This window comes from Streptomyces sp. NPDC050145, assembly GCF_044460245.1.
In the GTDB taxonomy this organism is placed as follows: Bacteria; Actinomycetota; Actinomycetes; order Streptomycetales; family Streptomycetaceae; genus Streptomyces.
Genome location: NZ_JBITJS010000029.1, coordinates 38,601 through 53,903, shown reverse-complemented (window position 1 = coordinate 53,903; position 15,303 = coordinate 38,601). Strand labels below are relative to the sequence as shown.

General features: G+C 72.0%; 15 protein-coding genes. 6 read left to right on the top strand and 9 right to left on the bottom strand.

All coding sequences use genetic code 11. From position 1 onward, the window contains the following. Positions 1-293 precede the first annotated feature (293 nt). The 5 genes from rfbH (at position 294) to ACIBTU_RS37470 (ending at position 5,405) form a co-directional block, all read left to right on the top strand. Entirely contained in the window at positions 294-1,592 is a 1,299-nt protein-coding gene (rfbH, locus tag ACIBTU_RS37490) for a lipopolysaccharide biosynthesis protein RfbH (protein WP_399131221.1), read from the top strand. Between the two features lie 225 nt (positions 1,593-1,817). Then, complete coding sequence (rfbA, locus tag ACIBTU_RS37485) at positions 1,818-2,723, top strand: glucose-1-phosphate thymidylyltransferase RfbA (RefSeq protein ID WP_399131253.1); 906 nt, start codon at positions 1,818-1,820, stop codon at positions 2,721-2,723. Positions 2,724-2,796: 73 nt separating this feature from the next. Then, the gene (gene rfbB / locus ACIBTU_RS37480) at positions 2,797-3,807 is read left to right on the top strand and encodes a dTDP-glucose 4,6-dehydratase (RefSeq protein WP_399131220.1); all 1,011 of its coding nucleotides are present in this window, start codon (positions 2,797-2,799) and stop codon (positions 3,805-3,807) included. Beyond that, the gene (locus ACIBTU_RS37475; protein WP_399131219.1) at positions 3,797-4,402 is read left to right on the top strand and encodes a dTDP-4-dehydrorhamnose 3,5-epimerase family protein; all 606 of its coding nucleotides are present in this window, start codon (positions 3,797-3,799) and stop codon (positions 4,400-4,402) included. The genes rfbB and ACIBTU_RS37475 overlap by 11 nt, the downstream gene beginning before the upstream one ends. Next, a complete protein-coding gene (locus tag ACIBTU_RS37470; RefSeq protein WP_399131218.1) occupies positions 4,392-5,405 on the top strand; it encodes a Gfo/Idh/MocA family protein in 1,014 nt (337 codons plus the stop codon). Before ACIBTU_RS37475 ends, ACIBTU_RS37470 begins: the two co-directional genes overlap by 11 nt. Positions 5,406-5,409: 4 nt before the next feature. On the opposite strand, the gene ACIBTU_RS37465 is transcribed toward ACIBTU_RS37470, so the two are convergent. From ACIBTU_RS37465 to ACIBTU_RS37425, 9 genes are read right to left on the bottom strand one after another with little or no spacing between them, the layout of a single operon-like run. Continuing rightward, positions 5,410-6,381, bottom strand: a complete 972-nt coding sequence (locus ACIBTU_RS37465) for an aromatase/cyclase (protein ID WP_399131217.1) — start codon at positions 6,379-6,381, stop codon at positions 5,410-5,412. Positions 6,382-6,437: 56 nt separating this feature from the next. After that, the gene (locus ACIBTU_RS37460) at positions 6,438-8,144 is read right to left on the bottom strand and encodes a beta-ketoacyl synthase N-terminal-like domain-containing protein (RefSeq protein WP_399131216.1); all 1,707 of its coding nucleotides are present in this window, start codon (positions 8,142-8,144) and stop codon (positions 6,438-6,440) included. After that, on the bottom strand, positions 8,141-8,947 hold the full coding sequence (locus ACIBTU_RS37455) for a polyketide synthase (protein WP_399131215.1): 807 nt from the start codon (positions 8,945-8,947) through the stop codon (positions 8,141-8,143). Before ACIBTU_RS37455 ends, ACIBTU_RS37460 begins: the two co-directional genes overlap by 4 nt. Then, positions 8,944-9,711 carry an enoyl-CoA hydratase/isomerase family protein gene (locus tag ACIBTU_RS37450; RefSeq protein WP_399131214.1) on the bottom strand — a complete coding sequence of 256 codons (768 nt, stop codon included), beginning with the start codon at positions 9,709-9,711 and terminating at the stop codon, positions 8,944-8,946. Before ACIBTU_RS37450 ends, ACIBTU_RS37455 begins: the two co-directional genes overlap by 4 nt. After that, positions 9,702-10,967, bottom strand: coding sequence for a hydroxymethylglutaryl-CoA synthase family protein (locus ACIBTU_RS37445; protein WP_399131213.1), 1,266 nt, complete (start codon positions 10,965-10,967; stop codon positions 9,702-9,704). Before ACIBTU_RS37445 ends, ACIBTU_RS37450 begins: the two co-directional genes overlap by 10 nt. Next, positions 10,964-11,230 (bottom strand): phosphopantetheine-binding protein, encoded by a 267-nt coding sequence (locus ACIBTU_RS37440; RefSeq protein WP_399131212.1) that lies wholly within the window; start codon positions 11,228-11,230, stop codon positions 10,964-10,966. Before ACIBTU_RS37440 ends, ACIBTU_RS37445 begins: the two co-directional genes overlap by 4 nt. Then, on the bottom strand, positions 11,227-12,180 hold the full coding sequence (locus ACIBTU_RS37435) for an LnmK family bifunctional acyltransferase/decarboxylase (RefSeq protein ID WP_399131211.1): 954 nt from the start codon (positions 12,178-12,180) through the stop codon (positions 11,227-11,229). Before ACIBTU_RS37435 ends, ACIBTU_RS37440 begins: the two co-directional genes overlap by 4 nt. Continuing rightward, complete coding sequence (locus ACIBTU_RS37430; protein WP_399131210.1) at positions 12,177-12,449, bottom strand: acyl carrier protein; 273 nt, start codon at positions 12,447-12,449, stop codon at positions 12,177-12,179. Before ACIBTU_RS37430 ends, ACIBTU_RS37435 begins: the two co-directional genes overlap by 4 nt. Positions 12,450-12,460: 11 nt before the next feature. Next, complete coding sequence (locus tag ACIBTU_RS37425; RefSeq protein ID WP_399131209.1) at positions 12,461-13,906, bottom strand: NDP-hexose 2,3-dehydratase family protein; 1,446 nt, start codon at positions 13,904-13,906, stop codon at positions 12,461-12,463. Between the two features lie 143 nt (positions 13,907-14,049). Between ACIBTU_RS37425 and ACIBTU_RS37420 the strand changes: the two genes are divergently transcribed. Beyond that, the gene (locus tag ACIBTU_RS37420) at positions 14,050-15,279 is read left to right on the top strand and encodes a serine hydrolase domain-containing protein (protein ID WP_399131208.1); all 1,230 of its coding nucleotides are present in this window, start codon (positions 14,050-14,052) and stop codon (positions 15,277-15,279) included. The last annotated feature ends 24 nt before the right edge of the window (positions 15,280-15,303 follow it).

Below are 15,303 nucleotides of genomic sequence, written 5' to 3'. Positions count from 1 at the left end.
CCACGTCGTGGCCGGCTTTCGTCGGCCGAGGTCGAGGCAGGCACGAGGGGATCCCGCCACAGCCCACCACACGCCGGAGCCACCCCAGGGCGACAGCGCACCCCGCTGACTCCGGCGTGCTGGTACCGCCTCGCGGGCCGGCGGTCCAACCGGAGCGGATCACCGGGCTCGTACACCCCTGACCACGTGCACCGCGGCCGACGCGCACGCTCGACCGGCACTCAGGCAATGCGATACCCCGCCCTCCCTACGCTCGGATTCCGTCACCCGTGTGCCATCTGAAGGGAACGACCATGGGCGAGGCCAAGGAACGCATCGCGGAGCTCGTCCGTGAATACCACGAGGAAAAGGCCCCCGGCCCCTTCCAGCCCGGAGTCACCCCGGTCCAGGTGTCCGGGGCCGTGCTCAGCGCTGACGACCGGCTGGCCCTGGTCTCGGCCGCGCTGGACATGCGCATCGCGGCCGGCACCAGCTCACGCCGCTTCGAACGGGACTTCGCCCGGTTCATCGGCACCCGCAAGGCACACCTGACGAACTCCGGTTCCTCCGCGAACCTGCTGGCGCTCAGCGCCCTGACCTCCCCGCAGCTCGAGGAGCGGCGCCTGAAGCCGGGCGACGAGGTCATCACGGTGGCCGCGGGCTTCCCCACCACCGTCAGCCCGATCCTCCACAACGGCCTGGTGCCGGTGTTCGTGGACGTCGAGATGGGCACGTACAACACCACCCCCGAGCGGATCGCGGCGGCCATCGGCCCCAGGACCCGGGCGATCATGATCGCCCACTCGCTCGGCAACCCCTTCCGGGTGGAGGAGGTGGCCCAGCTCGCCGAGGAGCACGAGCTGTTCCTCGTGGAGGACAACTGCGACGCCGTCGACTCCACCTACCGGGGCCGGCGCACCGGCTCCTTCGGCGACCTCTCGACCACGAGCTTCTATCCCGCGCACCACATCGCCATGGGCGAGGGCGGCTGCGTCCTGACCAGCAACCTGGCCCTGGCCCGGATCGTGGAGTCCTTCCGCGACTGGGGGCGGGACTGCTGGTGCGAGCCGGGCGAGGACAACCGGTGCATGAAGCGCTTCGACCAGCAGATGGGGAAGCTGCCGAAGGGCTACGACCACAAGTACATCTTCTCCCACGTGGGTTACAACCTGAAGGCGACGGACCTCCAGGCCGCCCTGGGCCTGAGCCAGTTGCAGCGGATCGAGGAGTTCGGCGCGGCCCGGCGCCGCAACTGGCGGCAGCTGCGCGAGGGCCTGGAGGGGCTGCCCGGCCTGCTGCTGCCGGAGGCGACCCCGGAGAGCGACCCGAGCTGGTTCGGCTTCCTGATCACCGTGGACCCGGACGCCGCCTACTCCCGCGCGGCGCTCGTGGACCACCTGGAGTCCCGCCAGATCCACACCCGCCGCTTCTTCGCCGGAAACCTCACCCGGCACCCCGCCTACGCCGAGCGACCGCACCGGATCGCCGAGCCGCTGGTCAACAGCGATCTGATCACCGATCAGACCTTCTGGATCGGCGTCTACCCGGGACTGACCGAAGAGATGCTCGACTACGTGATCTCCACGATCCGGGAGTTCACCACCCGGGCCTGAACCCCCGGCCCCCGGTCCCCGCCCCGGCCCCCCGGCCCCGTCGGCGGAACCGCAGTCGACCCACAGAAGATCGAGACCGCCGTCGCGGCGGTCCGGATGCTACGGAGAGCAGCAATGACGGACGTACAGCACGCGGTTCAGGGACGGATCCCGGGCCGGGACGTGGGACCAGGGTCCGGCCCGGCGCCGCTGCTGGCGGTCACCGGCCAGGGCGGCCGGCGGCCGATGAAGGGGATCATCCTGGCCGGCGGCAGCGGAACCCGACTGCGCCCCCTGACCGGCACGGTCTCCAAGCAGCTGCTCCCGGTCTACGACAAGCCGATGATCTACTACCCGCTGTCGGTGCTGATGCGCGCCGGGATCCGGGAGATCCTGATCATCTCCTCCCACAACCACCTGGACATGTTCCGCTCCCTCCTCGGCGACGGCTCCCACCTGGGCATCGAGCTCAGCTACGCCCAGCAGGACGAGCCGCGCGGCATCGCGGAAGCGTTCCTGATCGGCGAGAAGCACATCGGCGACAGCCCGGTGGCCCTGATCCTCGGTGACAACGTCTTCCACGGCGCCGGGTTCTCCACCACGATCGCGCAGGCCGCGGCCCGCCTCGACGGCTGCGAGCTGTTCGGCTACCCGGTCAACGACCCGGAGCGCTACGGAGTCGGCGAGACCGACGCGGACGGACGGCTGCTCTCCCTCGTGGAGAAGCCGGTCAAGCCCCGCTCCAACCTGGCCGTCACCGGCCTGTACCTGTACGACAACGACGTCGTGGAGATCGCCGCCGGGCTCACCCCCTCGGCCCGCGGCGAGCTCGAGATCACCGATGTCAACCAGGCGTACCTGGCCCAGGGCCGGGCCCGGCTCACCGAGCTGGGCCGCGGCTTCGCATGGCTGGACATGGGCACCCACGACTCCCTGCTCCAGGCCGGCCAGTACGTCCAGCTGCTCGAGCAGCGCCAGGGCGAGCGGATCGCCTGCGTGGAGGAGATCGCCCTGCGCATGGGGTTCATCGACCACCACCAGTGCCACGCGCTCGGCCGCGAACTGGGCGACTCCGGCTACGGCAATTACGTGCGGGACATCGCCCGCAGGGCCGCGGCGGACGCGGCAGCCGACTCCTCCACGGCCGCCTGAGCACCGGCGGACACCGCCCGCCCCGTCGTCGTTCTCGTCACCCCTCACTCGTCCCCAGAAAGGCTTCCCGCTGATGCGTGTCCTGGTCACCGGAGGCGCGGGCTTCATCGGCTCGCACTTCGTCAGAGAGCTGCTGTCCGGCACCTACCCGAGCCTGGAGCCCACCCGGGTGGTGGTGCTGGACGCGCTCACCTACGCCGGCAACCGCGCCAACCTCGACCCGGTGGCCGCCGACCCGCGCCTGGAGTTCGTCCAGGGGGACATCTGCGACGCCGCCCTCGTCGCCCGGCTCTTCGCCGGCACCGACCTGGTGGTCCACTTCGCCGCCGAATCCCACGTGGACCGCTCCATCGAGGACTCCTCGGCCTTCGTGCACACCAACGTCCTCGGCACGCAGACCCTGCTGCAGGAGGCCGTACGGGCCGGCGTGGGCCGCTTCGTCCACGTATCCACCGACGAGGTGTACGGCTCCATCGACACCGGCTCCTGGGACGAGGAGGAGCCGCTGCTGCCCAACTCGCCCTACGCGGCGTCCAAAGCCTCCTCCGACCTCATCGCGCTCGCCGTGCACCGCACCCACGGCCTCGAGGTCTGCGTGACCCGCTGCTCCAACAACTACGGGCCCTACCAGTTCCCCGAGAAGGCCATCCCGCTGTTCACCACCAACCTGGTCGACGGCCTCGACGTCCCCCTCTACGGAGACGGCGGCAACAGCCGGGACTGGCTGCACGTCGACGACCACTGCCGCGGCATCGCCCTGGTCGCCGCCAAGGGCCGCCCCGGCGAGATCTACAACATCGGCGGCGGCACCGAACTCACCAACCTGGAGCTCACCGGACGGCTGCTCGAGCTGTGCGGGCGCGACGACTCCGCGGTGCGCCGGGTCGCGGACCGGGCCGCGCACGACCGCCGCTACTGCGTGGACATCGCCAAGATATCCACGGAGCTCGGCTACGCCCCCCAGGTCCCGTTCGACCAGGGCCTCGCCGACACCGTGGCCTGGTACCGGGAGAACCGCGCCTGGTGGGAGCCGCTCAAGGCCCGCACCGCACAGGAGCGGGCGGCGAGCAGCCGTGCGCATTGACGAGACCGGCATCCCGGGCACCTGGCAGCTCTCTCCCGAGCCGTTCGGCGACGAGCGCGGCCGCTTCTTCGAGGCCGCCAAGGAGAGCGTGCTGACCGCCGCGACCGGCCTGCCGTTCACCGTCCGCCAGGTCAACAACTCGGTGTCGCACCGAGGCGTACTGCGCGGCCTGCACTGCAACGACGTGCCCGCCGACGCGAGCAAACTCGTCACCTGCGTGCGCGGCTCGATCCTGGACGTCATGGTCGACCTGCGGTTCGGCTCACCCACCTTCGGCCGGTACCAGGCGACGCGGTTGTCGGCCGGCGAGGGCACCGCCCTCTACATGCCCGGCAGCATCGGCCACGCCTTCCTCGCCCTGGAGGACGGCACCTGCGTGAACTACCTGCTGTCCGCCGAGTACGTGCCCGGCGCCATGGTCGACCTCGACGCCCTCGACCCCGAACTGGGAATCCCCTGGGAGCTCGACGGACCGCCGGTGCGCTCCGCCAAGGACGCGGCCGCCCCGTCCCTCGCCGAGGCCCTCGCCTCCGGCCGGCTGCCGCACCACACGCCGCCGCGCCCCGCGAAGGAGGTGCTGATCGGTGCCCGCTGACACCCCCGCCCCCGGTCCCGCGACCCGGGTCGGTCTGCTCGGCTGCGGGGACATCGCCGCTCGCCGCACCCTGCCCGCCCTGCTGCGCGTCCCGGAAGTGGAACTGGCCGCGGTCGCGGCCCGCGACCCGGCCCGCGCGGCGGCCTTCGGGGCCCGGTTCGACGCCCCGGCCGCCGCCTCGTACGAGGAACTGCTGGCCCGCGCCGACGTGGACGCCGTCTACCTGTGCCTGCCGACCCTGCTGCACGCCCGCTGGGCCGAACAGGCGCTACGGGCCGGAAAGCACGTGCTGGTGGAGAAGCCGCTGGCGGCCTCCGGCGCGGACGCCGAGCGGCTGTTCCGCCTGGCCGGCGAACGCGGCCTGGTCCTGCTGGAGAACTTCATGTTCCTCCACCACGGCACCCAGCGGCAGGTCGCCGCCCTGCTGAACTCCGGGGTGCTCGGCGAGATCCGCACCGTGTCGGCGGCGTTCACCATCCCGCCGCGCCCCGCCGGCGACCAACGCCTCGACCCGAACCTGGGCGGCGGGGCACTCCTCGACAACGGGGTGTACCCCCTGCGGGCAGCGCTGCGGTTCCTCGGTACGGGGCTGACCGTGGCGGGCGCGAGCCTGCGGGACAGCCGCGCGCACGGGGTCGATCTGTCCGGCGCCGTGCTGCTGACCGCCCCCGGCGGAGCGGTCGCGCAGATCCGCTTCGGCATGGAGCACCACTACCGGTCCTGGTACGAGATCCAGGGCAGCCAGGGCACTTTGGCGGTGGACCACGTGTACACCACGGCGCCGGGGCACGCGCCGGTGATCCGGCTGGGCGAGGGCACCGAGCAGCGCGAGATCACCGTCCCGGCCGAGGACCACTTCGAGGCGGTGTGGCGGTTCTTCGCCGCTGCCGTGCGCGGGGAGGAAGCGGCGCGGCCCGGCCTGCGCCTCCTCTCCGCGGAGTCGGTGGCGCAGGCCGGGCTGCTGGACGCGGTGCGCGCCGAGGCGGTCCGCATCCCGGTGTGAGGGCTCAGACAGGGAGGACGGCGCTCTCCGCGAACCGCTTGGCGTGGAGGAGCGTCGCCCCGCTGTTGCGGCCCAGCGCCTCGCGGACCTGACGGCGGGCCTGCGCGAGATCGACCCCCGCGCCGAGTGCCCCCTCGATGGCCTCCTCGCACAGCACCACGCTGTGCTGCGAGGTGACGGTCAGTCCGCCGCCCTCGGCGGGCCGTACCGTCCAGCAGCCGGTGTGCGCGGTCATCAGGGCGGGGGTGGCGGTCTGCTTGTAGACGATCCGCAGGTCCTCGGGGAAGCAGACGCGCACGGACTCGGTGGTGTGCGCCGAGCCGTCCGGTGTGCGCGTGTTCATCGTCATGACCTGCACGCCCGGTTCGTCCTCGGTGAGTTCGAGACCGTCCACGTGCGGCAGGCGCTCCGGCCACAGGTCGGCCCGGTGCAGGAAGTCGTAGACCCGCTCCGCCGGGCCGTCGACGTGGACGGAGTCCTCGAAGGAGATGACGCGTTCGTCCAGGCGGGCCCAGCCGGCGGCCAGCGTGCACAGGTTGGCCAGCTCGGCACGGCTGTTCGTGTCGATGGCCCGCTCGACCCAGTCCACGTCCTCGCGGCGGCCGTCGGCCACGGTGAAGTCGTGCAGCAGGGTCAGCAAGGAGCGCTCCGGACCGAGTTCGGTCACGATCCAGGTGCCGCCCACCGTCTCCACGGGAGCCGCGGGGACCTCCTGGCGGAACTCGATGCGGCGGGCCGCCGGGTCCAGGACACGGCGCGAGGTCCAGGACTTCACCTGGCCGTTGGCCGTGGCCCACATGCGCAGCCGCTCGCTGTCACCGGACGTCTCCACCTGCTCGACCTGCACGTTCGGGGGCAGGTACAGCGGCCATCGGGAGGTGTCCTCGATCAGCCGGTACACCACGTCCGCGGGGGCGTCGGTCTCCGCCTTGTGCACGGTGCGGTGCACCCGCCCGTCACGCTGCTCGTTCGCCATCGCAAGTCTCTTTCCGGTCGGGGGCGATGTTCTCGTGTACGGCCCGCAGGCCGGGGTCAGAGCGCGGAGGGCGCCTCGTCGTCGAACCAGCACGGGCGGCGTCGGAACGGGGTGCCGGGCAGATGGGCCCGCGGCGGCAGGTCCCGGTCCTTCCACAGCACGTGCCAGTCCCGTGCGCCGCCGTCCTCCCACACGCGGGCGATCCCGTCGGTCGGCGGCCGGTGCGTGCCCTCGGCCACGGCCGTGAGCGCGGTGCGCAGGGACGCGGAGTCGGACACGACGAGGGCCCGGCGGTGCTTCATGTCCCGCCGCCCGTGCTGGAGCGTCCAGGCCAGCGAGTCCAGTGCGGGCGCGTCCGTGCCGTCGAGCGTGCGCAGCAGGCGGCGGGCCAGCAGGGCCACCGCCTCATCGCTGCCCGCCGACAGCGGCACGATCTCCTCGGCCGCAGCGGCGCGGGTGCCTTCGGTCCGCCGCGGCGCCTCCTCGACCACCGCGTGGGACAGGGAACCGCCCAGGCCGAACGCGTTGACGGCGCCGATGCGCGGGACGTCGCCGGCGGGCCACGGCATGTTCTCGACGGGGATGCCCAGGGGCGAGTCGCCGACCGGCAGGCTCTCGTCGGCCGTGCCGAGCCCGGCGATGCGGGGGATGGCGCCCTCCTGCATGGCCAGCACGGTCTTGACGATGCCGATCAGCCCGGCCGCACCTTCCAGGTGCCCGATGTTGGCCTTGACCGACCCCACCCACAGCTTCCCGTCCGGGCCCGCCGCCGGGCCCCGGTCCGCGGGCAGCAGCCGGGCCAGCGCGGCGATCTCGGTGGCGTCGCCGCTCCGGGTGCCGGTGCCGTGGGCCTCCAGGTGCCCGAGGTCGCGCGGGGTGAGCCCGGACGCGGCCAGGGTGCGCTCCACCAGCGAGATCTGGGAGTCCTGGTCGGTGCCGGTCAGCCCGCCGCCGCGCCCGTTGTGGGCGCTGCCCACGGAGCGGATGACGGCGTGGACCGGGTCACCGTCGGCGAGCGCCGCGTCCAGCGGCTTGAGCAGCAGGCAGGCGCCGCCCTCCCCGCGCAGGTAGCCGTTGCGGGACTCGCTGAACGGCACCGAGTCGCCGGTGGGGGACAGGGCGCCCCCGAGGTACGCGTTCGTGGCGTAGTAGCCGGCGCTGAACAGGTTCGGGGAGCCGACGAGTGCCATCGGGTAGTCGCCGGACCGCAGGCCCTGCACGGCGAAGCCGAGCGCGGACAGGCCGGCCGAGCAGGCCGAGTCGATGACCATGCTGGGGCCCGTCCAGCCGAACTGGTACGAGACCCGGTTGGCGAGGAACGCCATCATCGTGCCGGGGAACGCCGCCCCGTCGGCGCGCTTGCCCCGGGCGAGCATCCGCTCGCCGTAGTCGGACATGAAGGCGCCCGCGAAGACGGCGACGGGCTCACCCTCCAGGGACTCGGGATCCAGGCCCGCGTTCTCCACGGCGTGCCAGGCCAGTTCGAGCATCAGCCGGTGCTGCGGGTCCATGAAGGCCGCCATGCGCGGGGCGATGCCGAAGAAGCGGGCGTCGAAGCCGTCGACGGAGTCCAGGAGGAAGGCACGCGGGGTGTTCGCCGCCGCGACCTGCTCGTCCAGCCCGTACCAGCGGTCCGCCGGTACGTCCCGCAGCCGCCGCTCGGCGCGGGAGGCGAGGTCCCAGAACTCGGTCAGGGTCTCGGCACCGGAGGTCCGGCAGGACATGCCGATGACGGCGACGGGGGCGTCCGAAGGGGTGCTCATGCGGCGGTCCCCCGGTCCTCGCGGGCCGCACCGGAGGCCGCGCCCGCGAGACGCTGGCCGTGCAGGCCGCGGATGCGGCGCCGGGCCTCCTCGCCGAGGATCGTCTCCTCGTGGTCGGGGATCTCCCGCTCCAGGGCCGCCTCGGCATCGGCAAGCACGGTGCGCACCAGCTGCGACTTCATCAGCTCCATCGCGGGGCGCGGCGCCTGGGCCACCTGCACGGCGATCCGGTGCGCCTCGGTGAGCACCGCCTCAGGGGCGGTGATCCTCGTCCCGGCGCCGCGGTCGCGCAGTTCGCGCCCGGTGTAGCTGCGGCTCGTGTAGATCATCTCGGCGCCCAGCGCCCGGCCGAACGCGGCGGGGACCATGTGGGAGGCCCCCAGGATCGACGTGAAGCCGAAGGCGAGGAAGTTCATCGCGTAGCGGGAGCGCTCGTTCAGGACGGCGACGTCGCAGTACAGGGCGAGCAGCAGGCCGCCGCCGAGCGCGTGGCCCTGCACGGCGGCGATCACCGGGACGGGACAGTCGGCGATCGCCCGCATCATCTCCCACAGTTCGACCACACGCTGCTCGTGCGTGCCGAGCATGCGTTCGGTGGTGCCGCCCGCGCTGAAGACGCCGGGAGCGCCTTCCAGGACGACGGCCCGGACGGCGGGATCGGCGGCGGCCGCGCGGAGCGCGGCGATCAGCCCGGCGCGCAGCTCGGGCGTGAACCGGTTGCTGCCCGCCTCGTCGCACAGCCGGACGGTGGCGACGGGCGCTTCGATGCGCAGCTCGACAGGCCCGTACGGAAGAGTGGTCACGGTATAAGTCCTTGCCGGTGAAAGGTGTCCAGCCGCTCGCGCACCCGCTGGTCGCCGAGGCGTTCCCCGACGACGCGCACCGCGCGGTCGGCGTGGCCCTCGTCAAAGGGGTACAGCTCGCGGCGGTAGCGCTTGAGCGCGCGGACGGCGCCGGGGTCGGCGGCCCGCAGCCGCCGCAGCAGCAGTTGGAGTTCGCGGCGGCAGTCCTCGGCCCGCCGGTCGGCGAGACCGGCGGCGGCGGCCGCGTCGGCGGCCAGTTCCTCGGCACCGAGGGCCATCGCGTACGCCCGGTGGCGGCCGACGCGTTCGGCGACGGTCGGCAGGATCACCGCCGGGACGAGGCCGAGCAGGACCTCCGTCATCCGGAAGCTCGCGCCGGACCCCGCGATGACGTGGTCGCAGGCCGCGGCGAGGCCGACGCCGCCGCCGGTGGCCGCGCCGTCGACGACGGCGACGGTGACCAGGGGCGAGTCGGTGAGCCGGCGCAGCAGGTCGTGCACGGCGGTGAGCCGGGGCTGCCAGTCGGCGTGGTCGAGGTCGCCGAGCGCGATGCCGGAGCAGAACGTGTCACCGGTGGCGTCGATGACGAACACCGAGGCGGACTCGGTCCGTTCGGCCCGCTCCAGGGCGCCGGTCAGCTCCGCGAGCAGCTCGTCGTCGAGGCGGTTGCGGGTGGCGGGGCTGTCCAGGGTCGCCCGGACGACGGGCGTCCGCGCCGAGTCGACGCGGACCCGGACGGGTGCGCCGGAGGCCGTCACCGCCATTCGTACCGCCTGATGTAGTCCTCGACCCCGGCCAGCACGAGCAGCTTGCCGTGGTCGCGGAACGGGGCGAGGTAGGCGTCCGCCGGGCCCAGGTCGATCTCGCGGCGCGGTTGGGGGACCAGGATGCGGCGAGTGACGGGGAGCATCTCCGCGTACTCGGCGAAACTCAAATCCCGTCGCAGCGCGAGCCGTTCGGCCGTGGCCGTCTTGCCGACGACCTCCTTGGCGCCGGGCATGACCGTCGCGCCGAAGAACTCCGAGGCGCAGCCGGAACCGTACGAGAACATGCCGAGGCGCGAGCCCTCCAGGCGCTCGGCGCTCTCGTGGTCGACGAGGCTGGCGAGCGCCAGCCAGATCGAACCGGAGCACAGATTGCCGATGGAGCGGGCGTAGTGCAGCGAGGGCACCACCCGGCGCTCGAAGTCCTCCGCGATCAGCTTCGGCGCACGCGGCGCCTGCTCCCGCATCAGCTTGCGGTGCGCGGCCCGCACCATGCCGCCGAACGGCGTGTGCATCACCACGTGGTCGAAGGACTCGGCGAAGTCGGTGCCCGGCACGTTGTCCGCGTAGGCGCGGAAACTGTCGGACAGACACTCCAGATAGGCGAGGAGCGACAGGTCCGGGTTGTACAGGTCGTAGTCCGGCGCGGGCCGGGCGGTGTCCATGACGTCGAAGCTGTTGAGGCCGTACGCGCCCGGCGTCAGGGCGAGCACACCGGGAGCGTCGCCCACGAGCAGCGCCACCGCGCCGTGCCCGGTGGTGGGCTCGGCGTACTTGGCGTACTCGTCCATCGGGTTGACATCGGTGGCGATGATCAGCGCCTTGGCGCCGGGCCGCAGCCCCGCGCGCAGGTAGCCGGCCGCGAGCTGGAGGGCGCCCGTGGCGCCGTAGCACGCTTGCTTGACCTCCATGTAGCGGCACTGCCGGGACAGGCCGAGATGGCCGTGCACCCAGGAGGCGAGCGACTTGCTGTGGTCGAGACCCGACTCGCTGGAGGTGACGAGGAGTTCGATGGACCCCCGGTCCTCCTCGCTCAGCGCGTCGACGATCGGCTTGGCGGCGTTGACCGCGTTCGTGACGGAGTCTTCCCAGGGCAGCTGGACCGACCGCTCGTCCGTCATGAGGTTGGCGAAGCGGTCGGGGTCCAGACCCCGGGCGTCGAAGAGGGCCTTGGCGGAGATCTTCGCGACGCCCGCGTAGACGTTCAGGGCCTCGATGCCGATCCGTACGGGACCAGATGCCGCGGTGCCGGTCATCGTGCGCCTCCCGGCCCGGCCAGGTGCGCGATCAGGCCCCCGATGTCACGGATCTCGGCGAACCGGGACACCCGCTCACGGCTGCCGAGCCGGTGGGTGAGCGTCGTGATGATCTCGACGCGGTCGACCGAGTCCGCACCCAGGTCCGCCAGGCTGCGCTCGTCCAGGACCTCCTGGGCGGGCACGTCCGGCAGGATCTCGGCGATGACCTCCAGAAGAACGCCTCGGACGGTCGCCGCATCGGCGGCGACGGGCGCGGTCATGACTCCTCCACCAGTTGCTGGACGGAGCAGACGGCGAGCAGCCGTCCCCCCTCGGTCTCCCGGACCGACACCTCGGCGATCTCCTCGCCCGGCACGCTGTCGCTGCGCCAGAGCGTCACGGTCAGGGTCAGTTCGGCGTCGGCGTCGGCGTTCCCGAAGTAGCCCATGCGGTGGTCGAGGACGGTCCGCCTGCTGAACGCGGCCGGGTCCCGGTGCAGGGAGCGCCACTGGCGCAGCAGCGCCGTGTCCACGATGGAGAAGTAGGACGCGAAGTACATGAGCCCGGCGCCGTTGAGGTCCCGGACCCGGTCCAGGGTGTACGTCGTCGTGTACGGATGCGCGGCCGTGTAGCCGGGGATCCCGTGCTCGTGGAAGGTGCCGGTCTTGCGGGCCCGGCCGCAGGATCCGCGCGGCGAGTACTCCTGCGGCAGCTGCGGCAGGTGCTCGTGCCGGAAACCGGCGGGCGACGCCTCGACCAGACCCGTGTTGCTGTCCGGGTGGGAGCGGGAGATCCAGCGGTTGTAGTTCTCCACGTACAGGCAGTCCTCGCGCCGCTCCTCGTGGAGCTCCCGCGGATCGAGGACCTCCTCCGGACCGAACGTGCCGGGACGGGACAGGCGGTGCAGGGTCATCACCGACTGGGGCCCGAAGTCGAAGACCCGCGAGGTGACGTCGAACTCGTCGCCGAAACCGATGTTGTACGGATGGACCTGCCGGCTGCCGCGCACCCGGAAGTAGTAGAACGAGAGGTAGGTGGGATGGCCGTCGACGCTGCGGGCCGCGTACACATTGGTGCCGCTCGCCGCGTCGACCGCCTCCCACGTCCAGTCGCCCAGCTGCCCGAAGAACAGGGACCCGGCCCCGCACATGCCCGGTGCCACCGTGACCCGCCGGGTCAGGGAGGACGCGTCGACGAGCGCCGGGCCGCTCACCAGGCCGGTCGGGCTCACTTGGCGGTCGCTTCCAGCTCCGCCACCCGGTCGCTCACGTACGCGCTGAGCTGATGGACCGTGGGGTGGTCGTAGACCGTGTCGAGAATCTCCTCCAGGCCGTACTTGGTGTTGACGAAGGCGACCAGTTCCACGCCCAGGACCGAGTCCAGACCGAGATCCGCGAAGGTGGCGTCGTCGTCGATCTCCTCGATCTCGCAGTAGAGGATGCCGGCCAGGTGCGGCCGCAGTTCGTCGCGGATCGAGTCGGCACTCACCAGGGTCGTCATTCGCTCTCTCCTCAACCTCTTCGACTCGCTGTGCGAGCAATCTCGGGCAAGGCTAGGAAAGCCGTCTCGGGAGCCGCTGGAGCTGTCCTCGAGGGCTGGGGCAGGAACCCGAGCAGGGTCAGCAGACTGCGCGCCTCGACATTGAGATGACTGCCGTACCGCACGAAGTCCATGAGCTGGCGCACCGTCATCCACACGAAGTCCGGCGGCGCTTCGAGCGGGAAGTCCTCCTCGGCCTCCACCAGCAGATAGCGGTTGCGGGCGTGGTGGAAGCGGCCGCCCTCCTCGGACTGCACGGCGTCGAACCGGATCCGCCCCGGATCGGCGGCCAGTACGAGGTCCAGGAACGCGGGCCGCGCGGTCGTCCCCGGCCCCGAACCGTCGACGGCCGCATAGTCGGCGGGCTGGCACTGCACGGTCGGCGCCATCTCGACACGGTCGAGCGCCCCCGTCTCGACGCGCGCCTGCACCAGCAGGTGCAGCACACCCCTGACCCGCCGGGCGACGAACGCGACGACGCCCTGGCTGCGCGGCGCGATCATGGGCTGCGACCAGCCCGCGACCTCGCGGTTGGACGCCTCCACGCGCAGTCCGAGGACTTTGAAGTGCCGGTCCTCGTCATGGACGACGGCGCCGTCGCGCAGCGACCAGCCCTTCGTCTGCGCCAGCGGCACGAGCCGCCGCTCGAGGGTGCAGCGGGCCTTCGCCTCGGTGAACCAGCTCAGCAGCTCGGCGGTGTTGTGCAGCGCGGCGCGTCCGGGCTGCCAGGACGCGGCGAGCGCACCGTCGAAACCCTCGTCGCCCGGGACGCCCGCCGGTCGCCGCAGCCGGGTCGCACCGGACAGGACGGTACGGGTGTCCATGTTCACCAGGTCGTCGGTCTGCAGCAGTTCGGCGATCTGCTCGAAACTCAGCCAGCAGAAGTCGTCCAGGACCGGGACGTCCTCCCGCGTCCGCACGATCATGTTGCGGTTGCGCTTGGCGAGGAACCAGGACGCCTGCTCCGACTGGAGGGCGTCGAAGAGGATCTCGCCGTCGCGCGGCACGAGGAAGTGCTCCAGATAGGGAACGGGCCGGCCGCCGTGCACCCGGGTGTAGTTGCTCTTCGTCGCCTGCACGGTGGGCGACAGCTGCACCAGGTTCTTGTTCCCCGGCTCCATCTTCGCCTGGAGCAGACAGTGCGGAACGCCGTCGAACTCCTTCACCAGAATGCCGAGAATTCCGTGCTCCGGCTGCACGATGATCGGCTGCCGCCAGGAATCGACCGCCCGTCCCGAGTCCGTCACCTCCAGACCCTGGACGGAGAAGAAGCGTCCGCTGCGGTGCACCAGATTCCCCGACCCCTCCTCGAAGGACCAGCCGTCCAGGCGGTCCAGGGGAGTCTCGGTGACCTTGTACGAATTCGCCGCGCACCGTTGCTCGAACCAGTGATGGAATTCCGATATATCGGAGAACATGGGGCCTCCAGGGATGTCTTCCGGGAAATTTTGATAGAACGCCGAGCCCGACCGGTTCACGAGAATGGTTCGAGTCGGCTGCGAGCCCGAAAACAGAGAATGTCGAGCGATAAATGGCAGGTACGGGCGAGGAGTTGATCCCCATGACCATCGACATTGACGTGACCGAAGCCGCAGGGGCAGTCCAGGGGGAGTGCGCGCCGGGCTTCGCCCAGGTCGCGCGGGCGTTCGCGGAGAACTTCCGCGACGGCTCGCAGACCGGGGCGGGCGTGAGCGTCTACCACCGGGGCCGCGAGGTCGTCTCCCTGTGGGGCGGCGTCGCCGACGAGGCCACCGGACGCCCCTGGCAGCGCGACACGCTCGCCGTGCTGGCCTCGCCGACCAAGTCCGTCGCCGCCGGCGCGCTGTTCGTCCTGATCGAGCGCGGCGTGGTCGAACTGGACGCCCCGATCGCCCGCTACTGGCCCGAGTTCGCCGCCGAGGGCAAGGACGCGGTCACCCTGCGCATGCTGCTCGCCCAGCGGACCGGCGTGGTGGCACTGGACCACGCACCGATCACCTACGAGCGGCTGCGCACCGGCCGGCCCGTCGTCGAAGCCCTCGCCGCGGCCCGACCCGAATGGGAGCCGGGCACCGCACACGGCTACCACGCCATGACCTTCGGCCACATCGTCAGCGAGGTGGTGCTGCGCACCACGGGCCGCACCGTCGGCGAGTTCCTCGCCGAGGAGATCGCCGGCCCGCTGGGCCTCGACTGCTGGATCGGGCTGCCCGAGACCGAACTGCCCCGGCTGGCGACGATGCTGCCGTCCCAGGCCGAGTTCCTGATGGAGGGCGCGGGCGAGGGCCCGGACGCGGGCGGCCTGACCGAGCTCCTCGCCGCGCTCGGCGACCCCACGTCGCTCACCTTCCGGGCGACCATCGGCAGCATGTCCTTCGACGCCGACACCGCCGACGACACCAAGCGGGTCCGGCTGGAGAACGCCTCGTACGACGGCGTGGCCAACGCCCCGTCCCTGGCCCGCTACTTCGCCGCGCTCATCGGCGAGGTGGACGGGGTCCGGCTGGCCGGGCCCGGCCTCGTCGACGAGATCCGCCGGGTGCACTCGGACGGCCCGTGCCGCACCATGCTCCTGCCCACCACGTGGGGACTCGGCGTGATGCTGCCCGACGGCCCGCTGTACCCGGCGTCCGCCGGACCCGCCGGCTCGTTCGGACTGGCCGGCGCGACCGGCTCCTTCGCCTGCGCGGTCCCCGAGCGCGAACTCGCCTTCGCGTACGTGCCGAACGGCGGATCGCGGGTCATCGACCGGATGGACCCGCGCGCCCGGCGCGTGGCCGAGGCCGTGCACCGGAGCGCGGCCGCACTCTGAGACCGCGGTCCGGGCCCGGGCGGC

Coding starts and splice junctions, on each gene's coding strand:
- rfbH (WP_399131221.1), top strand. CDS start 294: ATGGGCGAGGCCAAGGAACGCATCGCGGAGCTCGTCCGTGAATACCAC.
- ACIBTU_RS37450 (WP_399131214.1), bottom strand. CDS start 9,711: ATGGCGGTGACGGCCTCCGGCGCACCCGTCCGGGTCCGCGTCGACTCG.
- ACIBTU_RS37465 (WP_399131217.1), bottom strand. CDS start 6,381: ATGGCGAACGAGCAGCGTGACGGGCGGGTGCACCGCACCGTGCACAAG.
- ACIBTU_RS37445 (WP_399131213.1), bottom strand. CDS start 10,967: ATGACCGGCACCGCGGCATCTGGTCCCGTACGGATCGGCATCGAGGCC.
- ACIBTU_RS37430 (WP_399131210.1), bottom strand. CDS start 12,449: ATGACGACCCTGGTGAGTGCCGACTCGATCCGCGACGAACTGCGGCCG.
- ACIBTU_RS37420 (WP_399131208.1), top strand. CDS start 14,050: ATGACCATCGACATTGACGTGACCGAAGCCGCAGGGGCAGTCCAGGGG.
- ACIBTU_RS37440 (WP_399131212.1), bottom strand. CDS start 11,230: ATGACCGCGCCCGTCGCCGCCGATGCGGCGACCGTCCGAGGCGTTCTT.
- rfbB (WP_399131220.1), top strand. CDS start 2,797: ATGCGTGTCCTGGTCACCGGAGGCGCGGGCTTCATCGGCTCGCACTTC.
- rfbA (WP_399131253.1), top strand. CDS start 1,818: ATGAAGGGGATCATCCTGGCCGGCGGCAGCGGAACCCGACTGCGCCCC.
- ACIBTU_RS37425 (WP_399131209.1), bottom strand. CDS start 13,906: ATGTTCTCCGATATATCGGAATTCCATCACTGGTTCGAGCAACGGTGC.
- ACIBTU_RS37460 (WP_399131216.1), bottom strand. CDS start 8,144: ATGAGCACCCCTTCGGACGCCCCCGTCGCCGTCATCGGCATGTCCTGC.